At 41.7% G+C, this 22639-nt stretch carries 23 protein-coding genes; 13 read left to right on the top strand and 10 right to left on the bottom strand.

Translation table 11 applies throughout. The features are described 5' to 3' along the window. Positions 1-61: 61 nt before the first annotated feature. Positions 62-1477, top strand: coding sequence for a right-handed parallel beta-helix repeat-containing protein (locus tag HUN01_RS08660; RefSeq protein WP_181930925.1), 1416 nt, complete (start codon positions 62-64; stop codon positions 1475-1477). Positions 1478-2028: 551 nt separating this feature from the next. Here the strand turns inward: HUN01_RS08660 and HUN01_RS08665 are convergent. From HUN01_RS08665 to HUN01_RS08690, 6 genes are all read right to left on the bottom strand, one after another. Beyond that, positions 2029-2715 carry a phosphate ABC transporter permease gene (locus HUN01_RS08665; protein WP_181930926.1) on the bottom strand — a complete coding sequence of 229 codons (687 nt, stop codon included), beginning with the start codon at positions 2713-2715 and terminating at the stop codon, positions 2029-2031. A 39-nt stretch (positions 2716-2754) separates the two neighbouring features. Beyond that, the gene (dapB, locus tag HUN01_RS08670) at positions 2755-3591 is read right to left on the bottom strand and encodes a 4-hydroxy-tetrahydrodipicolinate reductase (protein ID WP_069072878.1); all 837 of its coding nucleotides are present in this window, start codon (positions 3589-3591) and stop codon (positions 2755-2757) included. A gap of 754 nt (positions 3592-4345) precedes the next feature. Beyond that, the gene (locus tag HUN01_RS08675; protein ID WP_181930927.1) at positions 4346-4963 is read right to left on the bottom strand and encodes a hypothetical protein; all 618 of its coding nucleotides are present in this window, start codon (positions 4961-4963) and stop codon (positions 4346-4348) included. Positions 4964-4977: 14 nt separating this feature from the next. Then, entirely contained in the window at positions 4978-5748 is a 771-nt protein-coding gene (panB, locus tag HUN01_RS08680) for a 3-methyl-2-oxobutanoate hydroxymethyltransferase (RefSeq protein WP_181930928.1), read from the bottom strand. 105 nt (positions 5749-5853) lie between these two features. After that, positions 5854-6960, bottom strand: a complete 1107-nt coding sequence (locus HUN01_RS08685) for a ligand-binding sensor domain-containing protein (protein WP_181930929.1) — start codon at positions 6958-6960, stop codon at positions 5854-5856. A 56-nt stretch (positions 6961-7016) separates the two neighbouring features. After that, positions 7017-7232 (bottom strand): hypothetical protein, encoded by a 216-nt coding sequence (locus tag HUN01_RS08690; RefSeq protein WP_181932968.1) that lies wholly within the window; start codon positions 7230-7232, stop codon positions 7017-7019. 622 nt (positions 7233-7854) lie between these two features. Here HUN01_RS08690 and HUN01_RS08695 point away from each other — a divergent pair. From HUN01_RS08695 to HUN01_RS08720, 6 genes are all read left to right on the top strand, one after another. Further along, on the top strand, positions 7855-9285 hold the full coding sequence (locus HUN01_RS08695; RefSeq protein WP_181930930.1) for a form I ribulose bisphosphate carboxylase large subunit: 1431 nt from the start codon (positions 7855-7857) through the stop codon (positions 9283-9285). Positions 9286-9385: 100 nt separating this feature from the next. Further along, entirely contained in the window at positions 9386-9796 is a 411-nt protein-coding gene (gene rcbX / locus HUN01_RS08700) for a RuBisCO chaperone RbcX (protein WP_181930931.1), read from the top strand. 45 nt (positions 9797-9841) lie between these two features. After that, on the top strand, positions 9842-10171 hold the full coding sequence (locus HUN01_RS08705; RefSeq protein ID WP_069072884.1) for a ribulose bisphosphate carboxylase small subunit: 330 nt from the start codon (positions 9842-9844) through the stop codon (positions 10169-10171). Between the two features lie 153 nt (positions 10172-10324). Continuing rightward, entirely contained in the window at positions 10325-10948 is a 624-nt protein-coding gene (locus HUN01_RS08710) for a GDSL-type esterase/lipase family protein (RefSeq protein WP_181930932.1), read from the top strand. A gap of 198 nt (positions 10949-11146) precedes the next feature. Continuing rightward, on the top strand, positions 11147-11692 hold the full coding sequence (gene psbP / locus HUN01_RS08715; RefSeq protein ID WP_181932618.1) for a photosystem II reaction center PsbP: 546 nt from the start codon (positions 11147-11149) through the stop codon (positions 11690-11692). Positions 11693-11811: 119 nt separating this feature from the next. After that, positions 11812-12405, top strand: coding sequence for a Maf family protein (locus tag HUN01_RS08720; RefSeq protein WP_181930933.1), 594 nt, complete (start codon positions 11812-11814; stop codon positions 12403-12405). 49 nt (positions 12406-12454) lie between these two features. Here the strand turns inward: HUN01_RS08720 and HUN01_RS08725 are convergent, their stop codons facing one another. Further along, the gene (locus HUN01_RS08725; RefSeq protein WP_181930934.1) at positions 12455-12664 is read right to left on the bottom strand and encodes a hypothetical protein; all 210 of its coding nucleotides are present in this window, start codon (positions 12662-12664) and stop codon (positions 12455-12457) included. 201 nt (positions 12665-12865) lie between these two features. On the opposite strand from HUN01_RS08725, the gene HUN01_RS08730 reads away from it, so the two are divergent. The 4 genes from HUN01_RS08730 to HUN01_RS08745 all read left to right on the top strand — a co-directional run bounded on the left by HUN01_RS08730 (position 12866) and on the right by HUN01_RS08745 (position 18462). After that, complete coding sequence (locus HUN01_RS08730) at positions 12866-13603, top strand: phycocyanobilin:ferredoxin oxidoreductase (protein WP_181930935.1); 738 nt, start codon at positions 12866-12868, stop codon at positions 13601-13603. Positions 13604-14820: 1217 nt separating this feature from the next. Next, entirely contained in the window at positions 14821-16245 is a 1425-nt protein-coding gene (locus HUN01_RS08735) for an HlyD family efflux transporter periplasmic adaptor subunit (RefSeq protein ID WP_181930936.1), read from the top strand. A gap of 226 nt (positions 16246-16471) precedes the next feature. After that, a complete protein-coding gene (gene devC / locus HUN01_RS08740) occupies positions 16472-17626 on the top strand; it encodes an ABC transporter permease DevC (protein ID WP_181930937.1) in 1155 nt (384 codons plus the stop codon). A gap of 131 nt (positions 17627-17757) precedes the next feature. Beyond that, positions 17758-18462, top strand: coding sequence for a DevA family ABC transporter ATP-binding protein (locus HUN01_RS08745; protein ID WP_181932619.1), 705 nt, complete (start codon positions 17758-17760; stop codon positions 18460-18462). A 61-nt stretch (positions 18463-18523) separates the two neighbouring features. Here the strand turns inward: HUN01_RS08745 and HUN01_RS08750 are convergent, their stop codons facing one another. Then, positions 18524-19345 (bottom strand): hypothetical protein, encoded by an 822-nt coding sequence (locus HUN01_RS08750; protein ID WP_181932620.1) that lies wholly within the window; start codon positions 19343-19345, stop codon positions 18524-18526. Between the two features lie 104 nt (positions 19346-19449). Between HUN01_RS08750 and HUN01_RS08755 the strand changes: the two genes are divergently transcribed. Together HUN01_RS08755 and HUN01_RS08760 are read left to right on the top strand one after the other, a co-directional pair. Continuing rightward, positions 19450-20247, top strand: coding sequence for an HAD family hydrolase (locus tag HUN01_RS08755; protein ID WP_181930938.1), 798 nt, complete (start codon positions 19450-19452; stop codon positions 20245-20247). 50 nt (positions 20248-20297) lie between these two features. Further along, the gene (locus tag HUN01_RS08760) at positions 20298-21038 is read left to right on the top strand and encodes a Uma2 family endonuclease (protein WP_181930939.1); all 741 of its coding nucleotides are present in this window, start codon (positions 20298-20300) and stop codon (positions 21036-21038) included. A 62-nt stretch (positions 21039-21100) separates the two neighbouring features. Here the strand turns inward: HUN01_RS08760 and HUN01_RS08765 are convergent, their stop codons facing one another. Both HUN01_RS08765 and HUN01_RS08770 read right to left on the bottom strand, forming a co-directional pair. Next, positions 21101-21811, bottom strand: a complete 711-nt coding sequence (locus tag HUN01_RS08765) for a DUF4336 domain-containing protein (protein ID WP_181930940.1) — start codon at positions 21809-21811, stop codon at positions 21101-21103. A gap of 30 nt (positions 21812-21841) precedes the next feature. Next, positions 21842-22348 (bottom strand): MAPEG family protein, encoded by a 507-nt coding sequence (locus HUN01_RS08770; protein WP_181930941.1) that lies wholly within the window; start codon positions 22346-22348, stop codon positions 21842-21844. Between the last annotated feature and the right edge of the window lie 291 nt (positions 22349-22639).

A 22639-nucleotide genomic window follows, 5' to 3' on the forward strand; every position in this document is an offset into this window, starting at 1 on the left:
TCAAAATCACTGGATATCCTGATATTTTTGTTAAGTAGTGCATATCAAGGAGCCTTTTGTTGTGGTAATTCAAGGTTTCAGTTTAAGCGCATATCTTGCAATTCCTGTATTATTAAGTCTTTTAGCTGAGGGAGAAAGTATAAAAGTACCTTTAGTTGAAAACGTCCATCAGATATCCACTAAGAAGGAAATGCTCCTATCCAGCCGTGAGCTAATCAGCGCTCAAGCAACACCGAAAACATACTATGTGAGTGGTGCTGGAAACGACCAAAATAGCGGACTCTCTACTTCATCCGCTTTTAGAACTATTCAAAGGGCAGCAAATCTAACTAATCCTGGCGATACAGTATTGATTATGAATGGAGTATACACAAATTCAGCAAAGGCTGGGAGTGTAGTACATATTAAACGTTCTGGAACTGCAAAAGCATGGATTAAATATAAAGCATATCCTGGGCATTTACCAAAAATTCAGCACAATACATGGAACGGTATCTTAGTTTCAAATGGAGCTTCATATATCGAGATCAACGGGCTAGAAGTCATAGGAAACAATGCCAATATAACCCTTGATTATGCGATGAGTCAGAAAACTAACAAACTAAACCCGCTGACGAATGGAAATTGCATCAATGTAGATGGACGAACAAATGGTCATAGCCGCCATATACGTATTGTCAATAACAAGGTACACAAGTGTGGAGGAGCAGGCATTTCAGCGATTGAATCGGACTACGTAACAATAGATAATAATGTAGTGTTCGATAATGCCTGGTACAGCGTTTATGGTTGCAGTGGCATTTCGATGTTGAACAATTGGAATTCTGACAACAACCGGGGATACAAGATGTTTGTTACCAACAACAAGTCTTACAACAATCGTATGTATATCCCTTGGATTGCAGTTGGAAAGATCACAGACGGTAATGGCATTATTATCGATAGTACAAGAAATGATCAGAATAACTCAAAATTGGGTGCATATAAAGGATACACTTTAGTTCAAAACAATCTTACATTTAATAATGGTGGATCAGGTATTCATGCATTTTTGAGTGAGCATGTTGATATTGTCAATAACACAGCTGTTTTAAATAATCAAAGTCCAGAAATTAATGGCGGGCAAATATTTGCTCATACGTCATCTGATGTCAGAATTCTTAGGAACATTCTCTATGCTTTTCCAGGAAAACAGGTTAATAATAATACTAAAAATACAAATGTTGTTTATGATTATAATATCTACATCAATAGTTCTAAGGTAAGTGTTAAGGGCCCTCGTGATATTGTTGCAGACTCACAATTTTTAAGTAAGTATCCTACTCTAGAAAAAATCTCTGGCGATTGGAAGTTGCGGCTAGATAAACAAAATCCACCAAAGCGGACTTATGTAGAACCTCAGTCGGCAGGTTTTGTCTGTGGGACAGTGACTTATCGCTTGCAAGGGAAACTGATAAAAGTGGGATGTTCTCGTTAGTAATCAGCCAGTCTTGATGAAACGAGTTTCAGAGGATGTTTTAAAGTGGTTGGCTGTAATTTTAGGCACTTATTAATTCTCACAACCCCCCTTAAAAAGGCTACGGTATGTACACAAGTCTGAAATAGCTGATTAACGAAGGTTTTATCCCACCCTAACCCTCCCCTTGCAAAGGGGCTACGGTGTACACACAAGTTGAAAAAAGATCAATTTCTCATTGTTCTTTCGTTTATCTCGTTTTATCTCGTTCCTATGCAGAGCATAGGAATGCCTGTTTAGAGGCTCTGCCTCTAGTCAAATATTGAGTCAGAGACTCAATGAATGCATTCCCAGTCGGAGACTGGGAACGAGGAAATGCTTATCAAGCTAGGTTTTTAGGACTTGTGTGTACACCGTAGTTGCAAAGGGGAGGGAATTGGATTTATTGTTTCCCTCCTTTCCAAGGGAGACTTGTAGTTAAGAACAAACTACTAAAAGGCCTACAATAGGCAGCTGGTTAATTAGTGTAGGTATGTTTCTTGCGCGTGTCTGCAAGAGAAGCCTATGCTTCATTAATCCTCTACTCTACGACGCCGCCGACGCGGCTTTTGTTGTTTGTCTTCACGCAAGCGCCGACCGACTTCGTTAAAGAAATCCCGCCGCAGATAAGGATAATCGCTTACCCACAAGTTACTATTGGGAAAGTATATATCGCTGAATTCTTCAATGCTGCTTAAATCTGGGCGATTTGACATTACTACCATTTCTGCAATTTGACCACGAGTAATAACTTTGTGAGCAGAACGTAATGGTGCTACAAACTCAACGCTAAATCCTGTGTCATCTCCTATCTCTAAATTTATTTGTTTTTCTCGGTTTTCTATAATTACCAATTCGCCTTTGTTGTTGACTGTTTCGGTTTTACCCATCAACTGGTCTGTAATCCACCAATCTAAGACTCGACCACGGAAAAAGCCGCCATACTTATAACGGCGGCATTGTAAATTCCGCATACTTGCTTGAAACACTGGATACCACAGCCAAAAAAATGCGCTAATTATCCCTAGCACAAATACTATTGAAGCAAACTCAAGCTTGAAAACGACTGTTACAAGCAAAATAACAACTACCGCAACTACAGAAATTAACAGCCGTTGCAAAAAATTTGAGAACTTCCCCCAGTAGTACTTGTACTGCAAACCAGTGGCAATTAGGGGGACAACTTGTTCAAATTTCTGGCGAGTCAGTGGTACTAACATGAGTGCTGAGTAATGAATGCTGAATAATGTATTTAAAGTTTAAAGTATCTTTTCTAATCCATATACTAACGACTTTAGCGCTAAGACTTTGCGAATCGCTAGTAGCACTCCTGGCATATAGCAAGCGCGATCGCTCGTATCATGTCGTAAAGTATAAATCTGTCCTGCTGCGCCAAAAATAACTTCCTGGTGGGCAATCAATCCCGGCAAGCGCACGCTATGAATTCTAATCCCTTCGTCTGCTACACTGCCCCTAGCTCCTGGTAATTTCTCCGTTTCTTCTACAAGAGCAGGGTTGAAAGTTTTACCCAATTCTCCTAATAACTGCGCCGTTTGAATGGCAGTACCACTGGGAGCATCAGCTTTTTGGTTGTGATGCAGTTCGATAATTTCTACATGGTCAAAATACTTTGAGGCTGCGATCGCAGCTTGTTGCAACAGTACCATCCCAATGGAAAAATTAGGAATAATTAGGCAACCAGTGCTAGCTTTGTCGGCAAAGTCTGCCAAGTCTTGAATTTGTTCTGGACTTAACCCAGTAGTGCCAACTACAGGACGAATACCGTAAGCGATCGCACTGCGAATATTGTCATAAACTGAATCGGGATGAGTAAAGTCTACAATCACCCCTGGAGGAGACTGTCTGTCGCCAGCTACATACCCCAACATTGGTTCTAATTGATTAGTAATTGGCACTTCCAGCGGTTCGCTTAAACCCGCCAATTCTCCAGCATCTTTATCTTGATGTTCCAAACTGTGGTCAATTGCACCCACTAGGTTTAAGTCAGGCGCTTGCGCCACCGCCTTAATCACTTCACGGCCCATTTTGCCAGCAGCGCCGTTGACAATAACCGGGATAGGAGCTTGATTCGTCATAGGTCGAGAAATACTTTTTGAGTCAACAAGGGAATTGTAAAGACTTTCGCGATCTAGTAGCTAGCTTCTCAACGAAGAGGCAGGGGGAACGGGGCAGGGAGCAGGGGGAAATCACCCCTTCTTGCTGCTGTGTAGAGTAGCGGAACATAGGTCTGAATCTCCCACTTCTACTAAGTGGTTCTCGTTCAGATGGGGTCGAATTCCCATCTGAACCATTCCCCCTGCTCCCTGCTCCCTTGCCTCTTTCTCAAATCTCTGGCTTAATTCCGACAACCCTGATTTGTGCAACTAATCTCTTATTTTTTCTACTCCCCAAAAGAGCGATTCTCATTTTCACCCCATTATTTTAGCGAGTAACCCGTTTTATTTTCCGCTCATGCTGCTTTGATAAGTGTTGCTTATGACTACTGTCAGCCTTTATTTGTCAAGTTTAGTTGACCATTTGTAATATTATTGTTATATTTATTTACATAACTTAGGAAAGCCTGAAAATAAGCTGCATAACTAAAATTGCACCTTATCTACTACTTATGTAATTTTAGTTACATTGGGTGTTAACTAAGAAAAACAGACTTCGGTATTGCAATATCCCATCGACATTTGGACTTCTCCCATCTACCTCGGCTATTAAGTCGGGGTTTTTTGTGTTCTCGATTAGCCCTTTATTTAACTTTTATTTAATAGTTATTGTTGATTTAATTATTTAGGTTGCGGTACTACATTCAAGGACTTAAAAATACTTCAGCAGTATAACTCAGGGCAATTTCTCCCAAAGTGAAATCCAAATATTGAGTTCCTCGTTTGGAAGAAAATCTTTACTCTTAGATAAATATTTAATGATTGATAACCGATTCTTAATCAACCTTAGTTTTCTGAAATCTTCAAGTTCGCTATCAAACTTTTTTTGAGTTTCTTCTGGATTATTGGCTGCTAAAGCTTCTCTCCAATCTGCTGCTTTAATTAATGCTTCTTGGTAGGAAATATGTAAATTATCGAAAAACCAATTAATAATCAGATATATATCGAGAACTGGATTTTCTGGAATAGCACCAAATTTTAGGATCATGTAAGCTCGTAATGTCATTAAAGAATCTAGATATCTCTCAGAAAAGCTAGGATTATTTTCAGCTAAAAATTCGTAAACTGAACTTGCTATCTCTGCCCAAGCAAGGCTTTCTGAATGAGATTCATTAGATTCTTCATTGGCTAGTTCTTGCGCTCTGGAAGTAGAGACTTCAGCTAAACCAAGCCAGTTAAATTTTTCTGGTACTTGCTGTTGCTTTGCCCAAACCATTCTCAACCAAGTTTGTACTTGCTCTGCATCTTGTTGAAGTAGAACTCTTAAGAAATTTGTTGCTTCAGTTTCACCCATAGTTAATGATGAAGTCAAGGAAACTTGCGCTCTCGCACTTCCACGGCATAATCTTGCACAGCTTTGGTAATCGTCTCGCGCAAATTTGTGTAAACTTTGGCGAATGGTGGATGTTTCTCTGCAAGTCCAAGGACATCAGAGGTAACTAAAACTTGTCCATCGCAGTGAATTCCCGCACCGATACCAATTGTGGGAATACTCAATTTTTGTGAAATCTGCATTGCCAAATCCGCGGGTATATGCTCTAACACTAGAGAAAATACACCCGCTTGTTCGAGAGCGATCGCTTCTTGTAAAATTCTCTCACTTGCTTCTTGCGTCTTACCTTGTTGTCGCAAACCCAGTTGATGTACTGATTGTGGTGTCAAACCCACATGACCCATGACCGGAATTCCGGCTTGTACTAAACGAGCCACTGTTTCTGCGATCGCTGGATAGCCACCTTCTAACTTTACCGCTTGAGCGCCCGTTTCCTTCAGTACCCGCCCAGCTGAATGCATCGCTTGTTGAAGACTTTCTTGATACGTCAAAAATGGTAAATCTACTACTACTAATGCGCGTTTAACACCACGGCGCACAGATTTTGCGTGATATATGATTTCATCCAAAGTTATTGGGAGTGTTGTTTCATACCCTAGAACTACTGCCATAGAGTCACCCACGAGGATTAAGTCTACACCAGCTGCATCGAGGAGTTGAGCGATCGCATAATCCCAGGCGGTCAACGCCACAATTGAACGTCCCTGTTGTTTCCATTGAATTAATTGCTGGGTAGTGATTGCCATTTTTAATTAGGGGATAGGTGATAGGTGATAGGGGATAAGTGATAGGTATAGGTGATCGGCTAAAAGAATTCAGTCCCCTGTACCCTGTAACCTGTCCCCTAATCCCTACTTAACAGCGCGACTGAAAGCAATATGGGGTTTTGCACTGTCTGTTTTGGGCATTAACCAAGCTAGACCTTCACTAGTGCCAATCCATAATTTATTGCCGATGTCAGGTGCAAGGGCAAGAACCCGACTAGAAGGAAGTCCAGCAACTTCTGCATCTAAGACAGCTCCTGTATTTGGATTTAATCGTAACAAACCATTGTTAGTCCCGACCCAGACACTACCATCCTTAGCAAAACGTACTGCTGTTACATCACGCCCACGCAGCCGAGTCACAGACCGCAAAACTGCACCAGTTTTTGGGTTAATAACTAGCAAATTATTTGGCATTCCGGCCCAAATTAATCCTTCTGGACTAATAGCTAAAGCTTGTACAGTCGTCCCTGGTAAATTGGCAATCCGCTTCATAACCGCAGCACTAGCAGTATTTACCCGGACTAATCCATCAAGAGTGCCAACCCACAGTTGACCTTCAGCATCTAAAGTCAGGGTGTTGGCGCTGACACCAGGCAGATTTTTTAATGTTGTCATAATCAAGCCTTGGTCGGGACTAATTAGAGCTAAACCACTATCGGTTCCAGTCCACAAATAACCCCGCTTGTCAAGTAATAGCGACAATATCCGTTTAGAAGGCAAAAATAAATTCTGCGCGGTAATTTTGCTAGTGCGGGGGTCTACTCGCATCAGTCCGCCATAACTTCCTACCCACAAACGTCCTACTTTGTCTTGAGCTAAAGCACCAATAGCAATATTCGGTAGGCTAACACGAGAAATAATCTTGCCTGTTTTAGGATCAATCCGCGATAGTCCCCGCCAAGAACCTACCCAAAGATTGCCTGTAATATCTCCCAGTAAGTTACCAACACGATAATCAGTTTCTGGCGAATTTTCTTGCACTCCCCGCTCATCGGGTAAGGGTTCAACTCGCGGTGGCGGTGGGGAAGCTGGGTAAGCAGGGGTTAAATCAGATGAATTAACATCAGGAGTTTTTTGTGCCCATCCCATACTTGGCAAAGCTATCAACCCCAGGAGGATAGAAGTAATCAATAAACTATTACGCTTGCAAAACAATACCACGGTGACATTCCCTTTGGAGACAGTGCCCATAGCCGTTACCTAAACTGGCTTTGGGTTAATTCCAGTGTTCCCCTAGCTGGGATTTTTTAAACATTAGGTATTGGGCATGGGGCATGGGGCATGGTGCATGGGGGATGAGTGGTGAGATTATAAAAAAGCTTCGCACCCTTTCCACACTCCCAATGCCCAATGCCCAATGCCCAATGCCCAATGCCCAATGCCCAATGCCCAATACCCAATACCCAATACCCAATACCCAATACCCAATGCTCAAATACCATTGATGACACTTTGTAAAGCATTTGTAACAAAAAGTTTAAATCTTTATGTAATAACAAAATTAAATAGATAAGTTAAAAACTTTCAAAGAATAACTTATCGAATTCTTGATATATTGTGAAACAAGTTACAAATTACGTGGTGTGCAATTCTTTTATCTTTCGCTCACCACTCCGCTAAATCTCTGTCAAGTAAATTCTTTTCTGGTATCTTTTCCATCAAGGGGAAAGATATAGGGAGTGTAAAGCCGGGAATGTGTGCCAGCCAGCCCAATCCCCTGAATATCCCAATTTATGGGGGAATTATCTGAATGCTACCCGCAAAAACGCGGAAGTTTTGGTGAAATTGAGAAGGTTTAGTTGGGTGCGAAGAAGAAGTAAAAAAGAATTTTGATTTTTAGCAAGAGGGAACAGTAGAAGCGCTAGGTCGTGTACCCCTAGAAGGGGAGAACACTGGTGAGGAGGGCTACCACCGCTACCAAAGTGTCCGCCGCAAAAAAACTGCTAACCTCTGCCAAAGGCAACCCTTAACAAAAATTTTCCTAATCTTCTCCCCCATCTAGGCGGGAAAGAGCCGGGGTGAGGGGAAGTTGCACAAAACGTGATTTGATAATTAATTAAGAGTGATTTCAGGGAAGGATAAAATATGTCTTACGCTCAAACGAAGACTCAGAGCAAGTCTGGGTATCAAGCCGGGGTTAAAGATTACAGACTAACTTATTACACACCCGATTACACACCAAAAGATACCGATCTTCTAGCTGCGTTCCGCATGACACCTCAGCCTGGTGTTCCTCCCGAAGAAGCAGGTGCGGCTGTTGCGGCTGAATCTTCCACAGGTACTTGGACAACTGTGTGGACAGATTTGCTCACCGACCTCGATCGCTACAAAGGTCGTTGCTATGACATCGAACCAGTTCCCGGCGAAGACAACCAGTACATTTGTTACGTTGCCTATCCTTTGGACTTGTTTGAAGAAGGTTCTGTAACCAACGTATTGACCTCAATTGTAGGTAACGTATTTGGTTTCAAAGCTCTACGGGCACTACGTCTAGAAGACATCCGTTTCCCAGTAGCTTACATCAAGACCTTCCAAGGGCCTCCTCACGGTATCCAAGTTGAGCGCGACAAGTTAAACAAATACGGTCGTCCTTTACTGGGTTGTACCATTAAGCCCAAATTGGGTCTTTCCGCTAAGAACTACGGACGCGCTGTATACGAGTGCTTACGCGGTGGTTTGGACTTCACCAAAGACGACGAAAACATCAACTCCGCACCATTCCAAAGATGGCGCGATCGCTTCTTGTTCGTAGCTGAAGCTATCAGCAAAGCTCAAGCAGAAACCGGTGAAATCAAAGGTCACTACCTCAACGTCACCGCCCCCACCTGTGAACAAATGTTGCAACGGGCTGAGTACGCTAAAGAACTCAAGCAGCCCATCATCATGCATGACTACCTCACCGCAGGTTTCACCGCCAACACCACATTGGCTCGTTGGTGCCGCGACAACGGTATCTTGCTACACATTCACCGTGCTATGCACGCTGTAATTGACCGTCAAAAGAACCACGGTATCCACTTCCGTGTATTGGCTAAAGCCCTACGTTTGTCTGGTGGTGATCACATCCACACCGGTACAGTAGTTGGTAAGTTGGAAGGTGAGCGCGGCATCACAATGGGCTTCGTTGACCTGTTGCGTGAAAACTACATTGAGCAAGACAAGTCTCGTGGTATTTACTTTACCCAAGACTGGGCTTCTCTACCTGGTGTAATGGCAGTTGCTTCTGGTGGTATCCACGTATGGCACATGCCCGCGCTAGTAGAAATCTTTGGTGATGACTCCGTACTACAATTCGGTGGTGGTACTCTGGGACACCCTTGGGGTAACGCTCCTGGTGCAACCGCTAACCGCGTCGCCTTAGAAGCTGTTGTTCAAGCTCGTAACGAAGGCCGCAACTTGGCTCGTGAAGGTAACGATATCATCCGCGAAGCTGCCAAGTGGTCTCCTGAACTAGCTGTTGCTTGCGAACTATGGAAAGAAATCAAGTTCGAGTTTGAAGCAATGGATACCGTCTGATCTGGGTTAACAGTTAAGAGTTAAGAGTTAAGAGTTAGGATTTGCATTAATTCATAACTCATAACTCATAACTCATAACTCTTCAGGGCTGGGGTCAAGCATGAATCTTAAGCAAATTGCGAAGGACACAGCCAAAACTCTCCAAAGCTATCTGACTTATCAGGCTCTAAGGACAGTATTGGCACAGCTAGGCGAAACTAATCCGCCATTAGAACTTTGGTTGCATAACTTTTCGTCTGGCAAAATTCAAAATGGTGAGTCATTCCTTGAGCAACTGCTGCGAGAAAAACCAGATTTAGCTTTGCGAATCATGACTGTCAGAGAACACATTGTGGAAGAAATTGCAGAATTTTTACCGGAAATGGTTCGCACTGGCATTCAACAAGCCAATATGGAGCAGCGTCGCCAGCATTTAGAACGCATCACACAAGTAGTAGACACATCTAACCCCAGTCTGCAACCAGAACAGCAAACAACTTCAGATCAGAATTTGGATAACTTATCCAATTAGTTCGGTCAACCTAGTAGTAAAAATCGCAACCCATTATCAAAAGCTATGCAAACTTTACCAAAAGAGCGTCGTTACGAAACCCTTTCTTATCTTCCCCCTCTGTCTGATGCTCAAATCGCTAAACAAGTCCAGTACATCTTGAATCAAGGTTACATTCCTGCGATCGAGTTTAACGAAACTTCTGAGCCAACAGAATTATATTGGACAATGTGGAAGTTGCCTTTGTTCGGTGCTAAATCCACTCAAGAAGTATTGAGCGAAGTTCAAGGATGCCGTTCTCAATTCAACAACAGCTATATCCGTGTTGTAGGTTTTGACAACATCAAGCAGTGCCAAGTTCTCAGCTTTCTTGTTCACAAACCAAACAGATACTAAAAGCTCAATAGCTTTAAGTAATTAGTTTATCCCCATAGGAGAGGTAGAATTATCTACCTCTCCTATTTACTAAATTTGTTTTGAAACGTAGAGGAACACAAAGGGACGCGGAGTTATTCTCTATGTACCTATACGTTTATTAAGACACTGATAATGCTAAAAGAAGTAAGAATTTGTTTTGTTGGTGACTCTTTTGTTAATGGTACTGGCGATCCTGAATGTCTTGGTTGGACAGGTAGAATATGCGCTAATGCTAATAAAAAAGGTTATGACATTACCTACTATAATTTAGGAATTAGGCGAGATACCAGTACCGATATCGCAAAGCGTTGGTTACAGGAAGTATCACTTCGCTTACCCAAAGAATATGATGGCAGAGTTATATTTTCCTTTGGATTAAATGACACAACAGTAGAAAACGGTAAAACTCGTGTAGATTTTACAGATTCTATCAAAAATACCCGTGAAATTTTAAGTGAAGCAAAATCCTTGTATCCTATTTTGATGGTTGGATTAGCACCATACGAAGAACGAGAAGACCCAGTAAGAAAGCAGAGAACTACTGATTTATCTAAACAGTTTGCTTTAATTTGTAGGGAATTAAATGTACCTTATTTAGATGTTTTTCTGATATTAGAAAAATCAAACATCTGGATAAATGAAGCAAAAGCTAATGATGGTGTTCATCCGCAAGCAGGCGGATATGCAGAATTTGCCCAAATTGTAGAAAATTGGGGCGCTTGGCTAAATTGGTTTCCCCATAACATTCCTCTATAATATTTTGGTTGATTGCAGCTGTTCACACCGCTAAACTGTGTCTTGTGTGAAAAAAAGCGATCGCGGTACTCAAAAAAACTTAACATTAACTTCAGAAGTGTTAATTATTCATAAGACAAGCTCATGGGTTATTATACCGCTCCCCGCTTTCTGGACAAACTGGCTAGTGTTGTCTCCAGCCCAAAGGAATTTGTAGAAATGTTGAAACGAATTGTATTAATTTTGCTATTGGTGTTGAGCTTCAGTCTGAGTAATTCTGATGTAGCGGTTGCATCTGGACTCAAAAGCTTTGTAGACAGTAGTGATGGCTATCAGTTTTTATATCCTAACGGCTGGCTGCCAGTTAAAGTTGCCAATGGGCCAGATGTGGTTTTCCACGATTTGATTGAGGTGTCTGAAAATGTTTCGGTTGTAATTAGCCCAGTTCCAGAAGGCAAAACTTTGTCAGAATTGGGAACCCCAACAGAAGTAGGATACAAATTAGGAAAAGCGGCTCTCGCGCCTCCTGACTCTGGTCGTTCGGCTGAATTAGTCAATGCCGCAGAGCGAGAAGTAGACGGTAAAACATATTACCTTTTAGAGTATGAAGTTAAACTCCCCAATCAACAGCAACGACACAACATCGCCAGTGTTGCTGTGAGCCGTGGTAAACTTTTTACCTTCAATGCCTCAATTCCTGAAAAACGCTGGCAGAAAGTTAAACGGATGATTGATGAGGTTGTCAATTCTTTTTCTGTCTATTAATTGGGGAGTAGGGAATAGGGAATAGGGAACAGGAAATATCAAAAATAAAGGTAATACCCAATGCCCAATACCCAATGCCCAATACCCGATGCCCAATTAACAAATTTTTCTAAAATCTCATGAAAATTCCACCTTTTGTACTTGCTTCAGCTTCCCCAGCCCGACGCCGCTTGCTGCAAACTGTTGGTATTGAACCGATAGTTCAACCTAGTGACTTTGATGAGTCGCAAATTGAACTCAGTGAACCAGCAGAATTGGTCAAAACTCTTGCCCAGTACAAAGCGGAAACTGTAGTACCGCAGTTTGAATCGGCTTTGATTATGGGTTGTGATTCAGTTTTGTCCATGAATGGTGAAATTTACGGCAAACCAGCAGATGCTTCTGAAGCGATCGCCCGTTGGCAGATAATGCAAGGTAACTTTGGCGACTTGTACACAGGTCACGCCTTAATTGACCCTGGACAAAACCATACTTTAGTCAAGTCTCAAGTCACAAGAGTTTACTTTGCTCAAATGAGCGATCGCGCCATTGAAGCTTATGTTGCTACAGGTGAACCCCTCAAGTGTGCTGGGGCCTTTGCAATTGAAGGTTTTGGTAGTTTCTTCGTAGAAAAAATTGAAGGCTGTCACACCAATGTCATTGGACTCAGTTTACCCCTGCTGCGGCAGATGCTAAGTGAATTGGAATACGATGTCACTGATTTCTGGCAATAGTCCCTTGTCTAAAGTTATTAACCAATGACAAATGACAAATGACAAATGACTAATAACTAAATTGCCTGATATTGAGTATTGCTTCGCCATGATCTGGAATCCAGACTAGCCACTCATCTGCTGAAACCGGACACAATAAAAGTGCTTCGTCAAAACTAAAAGGGTTGGGAAGTCGCAAGAGGTTTACCCAATTTAAACCTTCCAGATTCTGCCTTCTTGCTTGCACAGCAAAATCTGGTCTATGAGAATCTAATTTCATAGCCTTATATTAGCCTTCATAAATGGGCTAATCTAAAATTATTTCTGTAACCTAGACTACAAAATAAATAATCCTTGTGAAAAGTATCTGTCTTATAAATTTACGTTGGCTGGGTGCAAGTGTTTGCTTATATTGCAGACCACAACAGGTATGACACGACTGGTTGTAGACTGGCCATTAGATCGCATTCCCAACTAGAATATGTCATTTACTTCTATGCCCTCGCTGCGTGAGCAACAACATCCCCTAATTCGTCAGCTAGCTGATTGTATTGAGGCAGCTTGGCATCAGCACCTGGATTTATCGCCCTACCATTTGCCTGATGAGTTGGGGTATGTGGAAGGTAGACTAGAAGGCGAAAAACTGACGATTGAAAACCGCTGCTATCAAACGCCCCAGTTTCGGAAAATGCATTTGGAACTGGCAAAAATTGGAAATATGCTGGATATTTTGCACTGCGTCATGTTTCCCCGTCCAGAATACAACCTGCCGATGTTTGGTTGTGATTTAGTTGGGGGTAGAGGTCAAATTAGTGCAGCGATCGCAGACCTTTCTCCGATTCAATTAGAGCGTACCTTACCAGAATCGTATACTTCTGCACTGACACAGCTAACGGTGCTTAACTTTTCCCAACCCCGTGAATTACCAGAATGGGGAAATATTTTTTCGGATTTTTGCATTTTTGTGCGCCCCAGTTCTCCTGAAGAAGAAGCAATGTTTCTGTCGCGGGTGCGAGAATTTTTAGACATTCATTGTACCCAAGCGATCGCCTCACATCCTGTTTCAGTTGAACAAGTCACCCAAAATCTTGCCGGACAACACAACTATTGCACCAAACAGCAACAAAACGATAAAACCCGTCGTGTACTAGAAAAAGCCTTTGGCCCAGCTTGGGCAGAAAATTACATGACCACAGTTTTATTCGACCTCCCAACTTAAAATAATTCGTAATTCGTAATTCGTAATTCGTAATTCGTAATTCGTAATTCGTAATTCGTAATGACGCTCACGGACTCGCTAATGTCATTAAGTTTTGTAACTCTTATAAGACAAGAGCCACAAAACTTGCTTCTGCTAGTTGCTATGCAACTTAAACCCCCAAAACTTAGTTAGTTATCTCCTTCATCTCCCCCATCTCCCTCATCTGTAGGCTCTGTTACGTTTTCAGATAACGGATAAATGTAGAATTCATTCAACGAGAGTTTAATGGAGTCCCAAAACAGCAACAGGGAGAATAGTAAGGTCTTTGAAGCGAATATCACAAAATGGTTTGTTGTCTTGGTAGGCGCAAGAACTAGAGACAGGACAGCTAACTCATTGACCAGAAAGTTAAGGAAACTCTGATGTTAGGAATGCTCAAGTTGACAGATATTTTTTAGTCAGTTAATCGTTGATTCACTTAAGGAAGACTAACTTTTGTAGCAAGATTGTATCCAGCAAAGGCAACAGTCTATTTTTGACGTTTCTTTTCAATTTTGTAACTAACTGTAGCCGTAGTCAATGTAGCAGTAAAGTACCGCATCATACCATTTTGGGATTTTGTGTAGAGACGCGATATATCGCGTCTCTGCATCTAGATTCATACTGCTTGTGAATTCTGCTAACTTTCATTGCACTCATGTCTCAATAATACTCAGAGTTATTGAATAGCCAGCTACTATAGCGTTTCTCAGTTTCAATACAGACCTAACCCCCAGCCCCTTCCCTACTAGCTTTGGGGAGTAAGTAAGCTTCAAAGCCTCTCTCCTAAAAGGAGCTACGGTGTACACACAAGTCTAACTACCCCCCTTAATCCCCCCTTGTCAAGGGGGGAAACAAGAAATCTAGTTCCCTCCCCAATGCATCGGGGAGGGTTAGGGTGGGGTAAAACCTTGGGTTTTTCAGCTATTTCAGACTTGTGTGCCTAAAAGGAGAGAGGAATGGAAGTGAGGTCAATGTATTGCATACAAACTAGCGTAGGCGTAGCCCGTCGTAGACATCGCTTATAGAAAACACCATTTTACAAAGCCATAGTGTTGAGCGTTCATCACGCAATGGATTTTTAAGCCATACCCAGCTTTAAACCACTGTTGTTTGTCCTAAGCGGCTGGCTGTTGATTAAAAACCTTTTTATTTTTACTTCCATCAGCACAATTCAGGTAAATGGGCAACATATTATGTCAAGGGTGACTGAAAAGCCAAAGCCAAGTGAGCAGGCACTTAACCAAGAACAACCTAAGATTTGGTGGGGCATCGCTGTAGCTGTGCCTATAGTAATCGCCGCTGGGATACTAGGTACAGCTAAAATCGAGCAGCTGAGAAAACTAACTACATCTGCCCCTGTAATGCCATCTACCAATAGCATTAGTGCTGTAGGGCGTTTGGAACCGCGAGGTGAAGTTGTTAAATTGTCCGCCCCATCATCAGGATTAGCACCATCGTCACGAATTCAGCAACTTTTGGTGAGAGAGGGTGAACAGGTAAAGCAAGGTCAAATTTTGGCAATTTTGGATAACCGTGATACCCAAATAGCCGGACTAGAAGAAGCAAAAGCCAAAGTGCAAGAAGCCCGTGCGAATTTAGCGCAAGTTAGGGCTGGATCTCCAAGAGATATTCAAGCCCAAAGAGCAGTTATTGCTCGCCTACAAGCGCAGTTAATTGGCGAAAGGAATGCTCAACAAGCTGCGATCGCCCGGATTGCAGCTCAGTTAAGTGGTGATAAACTTGTCCAACAAGCAACCGTGAATCGCCTAGAAGCTGAACTTAGTGGGCAAAGAGATGCTCTAAGAGCGACTATTACACGTATCCAAGCCGAACAGCGCAATGCCCAAGTTGATGCTGGACGCTATGATTTTTTATACAGAGAAGGTGCTATTTCTCAACAAGAGCGGGACAGAAGACGCTTGAGTGCAGTAACAGCTAATCAGCAGGTTGTTGAAAGCCAAGCTACGCTCAAGCAGACATTGGCAACCCTGCGACAGCAACTTGCTGAGGCTAGAGCTAACCAAATACAAAATTTAGCAGTTTTGCAACAGCAGCTCATCGAAGCCAAAGTTAACCGCGATAAAACTGTAGCAACTTTGCAAAGACAAATCGATGAAGAAAAGGCCAAACTGAGCAGAATTGTGGACGTTAGTCCTACCGATGTGCAAGTAGCGCAAGCCCAAGTTAGTAATGCCCTCGCAAATGTTAGAAAAGCCGAAGCAGAACTGAGATTGAGCTACGTTCAAGCACCAATAGCCGGAGAGATTCTAAAGGTTTACAGCAAGTCAGGCGAAGCGATTGGTGCCAATGGCATTGCTGAAATTGGACAAACCAGCCAAATGTTTGTGATTGCTGAAGTCGCCGAAGACAGTATTGGTAAAGTGCGTATTGGTCAAAACGCCACTATCAGCAGCGACAATGGAGCATTTAGCGGCGAATTAAAAGGAACTGTCACTGAAATTGGTAGAAAAATTGGTAAAAAAGATGTGCTGAATACAGATCCAGCAGCAGATGTGGATGCCAGAGTCGTAGAAGTTAAAATTGCTCTACCTCCAGAAGATAGTGAGAAAGTTTCTGGTTTGACTTACGCCAAAGTTGTTGTCGAAATTAATAACTAATTAAGTTATGGATGAGCAGCAATATCAATTTCTAATTTGATATTTTTGATTGTGAATATCTCTCAATAGTATGTTTATCTAATTTTAAACATTCTATAAAGCCGACATTAGCCTTGCCAGAATCTAGTGGAAAATTTCAACTTTTAACTAATGTCGGTAGTTTAAATCAATAGCAACAGTCAATTACGAATTGCGAATTATTTAACTGTGCTTGGATGCCTATAAAATGAATCAGAAAATACCTCTGTCGTGGCTACAACTGACAAGGGAAAAAACTCGCCTAGCAGTGGCTTTAGCAGGAATTTCTTTTGCTGATATTTTAATGTTTATGCAACTCGGCTTCCGGGATGCTCTGTATTATAGTAACGTTCGATTTCATAATAGCTTGCAAGGCGATATTGTTTTAATTAACAGTCAATCTAGCGCTGTCCTGGCGATGAGAAGCTTTTCTCAACGACGCTTATATAAAGCTTTAGAGTTACCCGCAGTCCAATCAGTACATCCAATATATTTGGACTTTACAATCTGGAAAAATCCTGTAACAGGCCGTCCTCGGAGTATCCTGATATTTGGAATGAACCCAGAAAATAATCTAGTTAACTTACCTGGAGTTCAGGAAAATTTAGATAAACTTAAACTACCTGATGTAGTTCTATTTGACCGTTCTTCTAGGGTGGAGTATGGCCCAATTGCTGCTAATTATGATCAAGGAAAGACTGTAACATCAGAAGTACGAAGGCGGCGAATTAAAGTAGAAGGATTATTTACATTAGGTGCATCCTTTGGCGCAGATGGTAATTTAATTACAAGTGATATCAACTTTCTGCGAATATTCAACAATCGTCAACAAGGATTGATTGATATTGGTTTAATTAGATTAAAACCGGGAGCGAATGCTACAGTTGTCGCCCAAGAATTACGAAAGTATTTACCTAACGAGGTCAATGTTTTAACTAAGCAAGAATTTATTGATTTTGAGCGGAATTATTGGGCAAATAGTACAGCTATTGGATTTATTTTCACATTAGGAACTGTCATGGGTTTCATTGTGGGGACTGTGATTGTTTATCAAATTCTTTATACGGAAGTTGCAGATCACTTATCTGAATACGCTACTCTCAAGGCAATAGGCTATACACAAAACTATTTATTAACAGTCATTCTTCAGGAAGCTTTGCTATTAGCAGTTTTAGGATATGTCCCTGGAATAATATTTACTTTGTTTATGTATGATAGTGCTAGAAAAGCAACACTTTTACCAGTTTTTATGAGTTTTGATAGAGCAGTAATGGTATTGATTTTGACTATACTAATGTGTGTAATTTCCGGTGCGATCGCAGTCCGAAAATTACGTTCTGCCGATCCAGCAGATATCTTTTAATTAATTTCAAATTCAATGAATAATTAATATTGGTTATCGCCATATTTATGATGGCAATCAAACAAATTTAACTCCTTACATTCGCTACAGTTAATTCTTGAAAAATCTAACTTAGAACTAACAAAAATATGATGGAAAAAGAACCTGTAATCGCCATAAAAAATCTCAACCACTACTATGGCAAAGGCGCACTGAGAAAACAGATATTGTTTGACATTAACCTAGAAATTTATCCAGGTGAAATTGTCATTATGACTGGCCCATCAGGTTCAGGTAAAACCACATTACTCAGCTTAATTGGTGGTTTACGGTCTGTACAAGAGGGAAGTTTAAAATTTTTAGGTGAAGAACTCGTTGGCGTCAGTCAAAACAAATTGGTACAAATGCGACGCAACATTGGTTATATTTTCCAAGCTCACAATTTGCTAGGTTTCTTAACTGCGAAGCAAAATGTGCAAATGGCAGTAGAGTTGAATGATAATATTTCTCAAACAGAAGCAGTGGCTAAATCAAAAGCCATGCTGGGTTCTGTTGGTCTAGAAGAACGAGTTGATTACTACCCAGACAATCTTTCTGGTGGACAAAAACAAAGAATTGCGATCGCTCGCGCCCTAGTAAATCGTCCCCCACTAGTGCTAGCAGACGAACCAACAGCCGCATTAGATAAACAATCAGGACGCGATGTCGTAGAAATAATGCAGAGTCTAGCCAAAAATCAGGGAACTACTATCTTATTAGTGACACACGACAACCGCATTTTAGACATAGCCGATCGCATCGTAGAAATGGAAGATGGTCTTTTAACCCGTAATTCCCCAAATACAGTTATTCAGTAATGATTTTAGTCATTTGTCCTTTGTGAATGACCAATGACAAATGACAAATGACAGCCATAATTTATGATCTAGCCGAGCCTGATTTTTTAATTCCAGATGACTTTGGCTGAGTTGGAGTATTTGGTTGGCGACTAGTACGAAAAGTTACATTCACGCCTTCATTCGATTGCTCCAGCACCAATAGAGGCGTAGGTTTAGCTTTTTGATCCCAATGCATAGTAGCAATCCGACCTTGAATTATGGGTTGCCAACTATCTTCGTCTTCTATGGGGCTTAGGTAAGTTTCTATGCAATCAATAATTTGACTAATAGTCGCAGAAGTTGCTTGCGTCGGTAATTTCATTAACCGGATTTGAATCCGAAACAGCACCCGTTTAGCAGAATTCCCTGGACTACCAGTTTCATACTCGACATCAAAAATTTCATCTACTTGCCGTCCAGCGCTATTAGCAATTCCGACTGATCCTTGTTGGGCTTGATTTGGACGTAGAGCTTGAGAAATTTTTTCTTTGATCTGAATCTTTATTTGATTAAGGATTGCAAAATGAAACACCTCCTCTGACATCCGCATTCGCAGATAATCCAGGTTAAAGTCCCGTGAATTGACCAAATCGGGATTAGTTTCCATCTTGCGAATTGTTTCCAGCGCCAGCTTAAACTTTTTCTCTAGTTCTCTGGCGCGGAATTGTTCAAACTTAAGTTTTTTCTCCAGCTTATCCATCTGGAGCTTACTATACACAATCAAAGCAATCACCGCTAAAGCCAGTCCTCCAGAAGTTACCAACAATAATGGTGGTATTTGAGGATTACTTGCTGGCACTTCCTGGGATGCCTTTTTAGCCTTTGTCCCGGAGGATTGGGCAAGAAACATTGAAGTGGACATGGTTGGAAACTGAAAAACTTGACTCCTGATGTTTAGGATGCCCAAATCTTCAAGGTCATCTTGCTGTATCATTAATATTTTTAACAGCTTTTTACAAACTGCGTATGTCCAGACACCAGAGCGTCCCTGCCCTGTCTGAAATTTCATCTACAAGCTTTAGCAATATTCGTCTGATAGCCACAGATATGGATGGCACGCTAACTAGACGAGGAAAATTTACTCCCGCACTGTTACAAGCTTTAGAGGATTTAGCGGCAGATGACATTAAGGTGCTGATTGTTACAGGACGTTCTGCTGGCTGGGTGAGTGGATTGAGTAGCTTGATGCCAGTAGCAGGTGCTATGGCAGAAAATGGCGGTTTGTACTTTCCACCTGGGAACCATAAACCAGTAGTCTTAACACCCATTCCCGATTTAGTTAAACATCGCCAGCAGTTAGCTACAACTTTTGAGAATTTACAAACTAAATTTCCCCAAATCCAAGAATCCGCTGATAATCGCTTTCGCATCACCGACTGGACTTTTGATGTAGCTGGTTTGCTTCAAGATGAACTACAAACCCTAGATAATCTCTGTCAACAAATGGGTTGGGGATTTACCTATAGCAACGTGCAGTGTCACATTAAACCCCAAGGACAAGATAAAGCTGTGGGATTGTTGCAGGTATTGCGCGAATATTTGCCCCAGTACTCATCAGAAGAAATTGTTACTGTGGGTGATAGTCCCAATGATGAAAGTTTATTTGATCGGCGTTATTTTCCTGTTTCTGTAGGCGTGGCAAACGTGCTGGAATATGTGAATCAGTTAAAATATCAGCCTGCTTATATTACTAACGCTGCTGAAGGGGAAGGTTTTTGTGAGTTATCTAGTTATATTTTGAAAAGCTTGCACATCTCAAGTTAGGAAGAACTAGAGTTGTTTTACAATAATCTCGTAGCGCTGATTTTACAACCATGACGGCTACTTTACCTGCTAGTGTCGAATCAGAAATCTTCTACCCCAGTGCTGATGGTCAACCAGTGGCAGAAACCTACGACCACCTTTATGCCTTACTAACTACCTTAGAAGTTCTGAAACAGTATTTGGCAAATCGTCAGGCAACAGTATTAGGAAATCAATTTCTTTACTATGCACAAGGTTTTCCGAAGTTGCGGGTAGCCCCAGATGTGATGGTGATTTTTGATGTTACACCCGGCGGTCGGGACAACTATAAAATCTGGGAAGAGGGTCAAGTACCCACAGTTATTTTTGAGATGACATCCTTTGGAACCAAGGGACAAGACGAAATCTTCAAAAAGACCCTCTATGAGCAGCTAGGTGTCAAGGAATACTGGCTATTTGACCCTAAAGGCGAGTGGGTAGAACAACAGTTACGTGGCTATCGCTTGCGGGGAGAAATCTACGAACCTATAGAGGATGGACGCAGTGAACCGTTACAACTACGTTTGCTGGTTGAGGGAAGACTAATTGGGTTTTATCGAGAAAATAACGGGGAAAAATTACTCATCCCCAATGAACTGGCAGAAGCTTTACGACAGGAAGTTTTAGCAAGACAGCAAGCAGAAGAACTGGTAGAACAGGAACGTCAACGAGCCGAACAGGAACGTCAACGAGCAGAACAGGCAGAATTGCAAATAGAACAATTAAAGGCGAGGCTGCGATCGCTCAATATAGATCCCGATACTATTCAGTAACACGCAGGGTGTAATTAGACATGGATTTTATCGTGCCGACTTAACTTATTTGTTAAGTATTGCTACAAAGAGATTTCTAAAAACCACTCATAACCTGCTTTCAACTGAGATTTACCATCTTGTTCAATTATGCTGCCATGCGCCATGATTACTCGTTCAAAATCCCAAGTGAGAAGCTGTTTAATTGACGATTTAACTTTGACTTTATCCTGAGTTGCAAATTTCTCCAATAACGATGGACGAAGTTGGTTGTAACCACCTATAAGTTTGGCTATTAACCTTGTGCTTGGCGAACATTGAGCATCAAAATGGAAAACTGTGTCAGTGACAATCAAAGTTCGGCTTTTGACATGAAAAAAGACGCATTCATTGAGCGGTGAACATCCACTAGTATCCAATGTGTTGAATCCTTCTACTAATAAATATTCAACTCCATCAATTAGGTGAATGTTGCGATCGCTAATAATCTGGTCGATTTGCAAATCTGGTCGTTTGCGCTCTAGACCAGATACTACCCATAGTTTGGCACGAGGATAGCACAGCTTGAAGTCAGCAACAAATAGATGATGATACAAGTTGGGGGCGACAATGTAAATAACTTCTCCCAATTGATTTAGCTCATTGATAGTTGCGTCATCCATGCCAATAGGTGAGATCACCATTAATTTGCCACTGGTTAGACGAATCACAGTCATCCTCGTCCCTACTTCCAAGCCAAAATATTTTAGGGGTTGTTCAGCAACCCAAAGGTCAGTATCAATTGCTTTAAGCATTATAATTTTTGAGTTAGAACCGTCGCTGGACTATAAAAATTGCTGCACGCTGTAGTAAAGACAAGCCAGACTGCCGACGATATAAACTAGCCAAGTTCCGAAAAAACCGATCGCCCTGCCCGGTGATGGGCCATAAGTCTGTATTAATCCCCAGGCATGGGCAATCCGAGCTACTGTCAATAGAGTACCTAGCATCCACAACAGTCCCTTCCCAGACTGCATCCACTCTAAGGCAATTAGGAATATGAGGCTAAGGGGTACGTATTCTGTGAAGTTACCATGCGCTCGGATAGTACGCTGCAACACCCCATCTTCCATGTTTTTCGTGACAATAGATTGTTGTGTCATTTTTTCCACAAACTCTGCCCAAGCATTCGGTTGATCTAGGTAATTGGGCTGTGAGGCAACCTCAGATAAAGATGCGCCATGCCAAATCCGAGTACGGGTGCGCTCCATTGCCACTCGATAGGATAAACCCAGAGCAAGTAGCCCATGACAGCCGATAAAGAAGGTTGAAATAGGAATCAGAACAGGCATTGACAATCACTCGAATCAAAATCCTAACTTTGAAAATACTTGCCTGCAATTGTTACTGTCTTTTCAATTCTTGCGGAATATCAAAATCTACTTTTTGAGACAATCGGGTTGAAGTATTTAACAAACAGAATTCAGGAGTCAGGAGCCAGAATGGGCTAAACGCCCCGCTACCGCTAACAGAATTTAATTCTGTGTGAGTGGCTTATGAATAAAGGGGTTTAAGTCCCCCACCAAATTGATTCTGGATTTTGCATTCTTCTTCAAATTGCTGTTAATACTTGATTGCCTCTG

The organism is Nostoc edaphicum CCNP1411 (genome assembly GCF_014023275.1).
In the GTDB taxonomy this organism is placed as follows: domain Bacteria; phylum Cyanobacteriota; class Cyanobacteriia; order Cyanobacteriales; family Nostocaceae; genus Nostoc; species Nostoc edaphicum_A.

Coding starts and splice junctions, on each gene's coding strand:
- HUN01_RS08665 (WP_181930926.1), bottom strand. CDS start 2,715: ATGTTAGTACCACTGACTCGCCAGAAATTTGAACAAGTTGTCCCCCTA.
- dapB (WP_069072878.1), bottom strand. CDS start 3,591: ATGACGAATCAAGCTCCTATCCCGGTTATTGTCAACGGCGCTGCTGGC.
- HUN01_RS08675 (WP_181930927.1), bottom strand. CDS start 4,963: ATGGGTGAAACTGAAGCAACAAATTTCTTAAGAGTTCTACTTCAACAA.
- panB (WP_181930928.1), bottom strand. CDS start 5,748: ATGGCAATCACTACCCAGCAATTAATTCAATGGAAACAACAGGGACGT.
- HUN01_RS08685 (WP_181930929.1), bottom strand. CDS start 6,960: ATGGGCACTGTCTCCAAAGGGAATGTCACCGTGGTATTGTTTTGCAAG.
- HUN01_RS08690 (WP_181932968.1), bottom strand. CDS start 7,232: ATGCTTTACAAAGTGTCATCAATGGTATTTGAGCATTGGGTATTGGGT.
- HUN01_RS08695 (WP_181930930.1), top strand. CDS start 7,855: ATGTCTTACGCTCAAACGAAGACTCAGAGCAAGTCTGGGTATCAAGCC.
- rcbX (WP_181930931.1), top strand. CDS start 9,386: ATGAATCTTAAGCAAATTGCGAAGGACACAGCCAAAACTCTCCAAAGC.
- HUN01_RS08705 (WP_069072884.1), top strand. CDS start 9,842: ATGCAAACTTTACCAAAAGAGCGTCGTTACGAAACCCTTTCTTATCTT.
- HUN01_RS08710 (WP_181930932.1), top strand. CDS start 10,325: ATGCTAAAAGAAGTAAGAATTTGTTTTGTTGGTGACTCTTTTGTTAAT.
- psbP (WP_181932618.1), top strand. CDS start 11,147: ATGTTGAAACGAATTGTATTAATTTTGCTATTGGTGTTGAGCTTCAGT.
- HUN01_RS08720 (WP_181930933.1), top strand. CDS start 11,812: ATGAAAATTCCACCTTTTGTACTTGCTTCAGCTTCCCCAGCCCGACGC.
- HUN01_RS08725 (WP_181930934.1), bottom strand. CDS start 12,664: ATGAAATTAGATTCTCATAGACCAGATTTTGCTGTGCAAGCAAGAAGG.
- HUN01_RS08730 (WP_181930935.1), top strand. CDS start 12,866: ATGTCATTTACTTCTATGCCCTCGCTGCGTGAGCAACAACATCCCCTA.
- HUN01_RS08735 (WP_181930936.1), top strand. CDS start 14,821: ATGTCAAGGGTGACTGAAAAGCCAAAGCCAAGTGAGCAGGCACTTAAC.
- devC (WP_181930937.1), top strand. CDS start 16,472: ATGAATCAGAAAATACCTCTGTCGTGGCTACAACTGACAAGGGAAAAA.
- HUN01_RS08745 (WP_181932619.1), top strand. CDS start 17,758: ATGGAAAAAGAACCTGTAATCGCCATAAAAAATCTCAACCACTACTAT.
- HUN01_RS08750 (WP_181932620.1), bottom strand. CDS start 19,345: ATGTCCACTTCAATGTTTCTTGCCCAATCCTCCGGGACAAAGGCTAAA.
- HUN01_RS08755 (WP_181930938.1), top strand. CDS start 19,450: ATGTCCAGACACCAGAGCGTCCCTGCCCTGTCTGAAATTTCATCTACA.
- HUN01_RS08760 (WP_181930939.1), top strand. CDS start 20,298: ATGACGGCTACTTTACCTGCTAGTGTCGAATCAGAAATCTTCTACCCC.
- HUN01_RS08765 (WP_181930940.1), bottom strand. CDS start 21,811: ATGCTTAAAGCAATTGATACTGACCTTTGGGTTGCTGAACAACCCCTA.
- HUN01_RS08770 (WP_181930941.1), bottom strand. CDS start 22,348: ATGCCTGTTCTGATTCCTATTTCAACCTTCTTTATCGGCTGTCATGGG.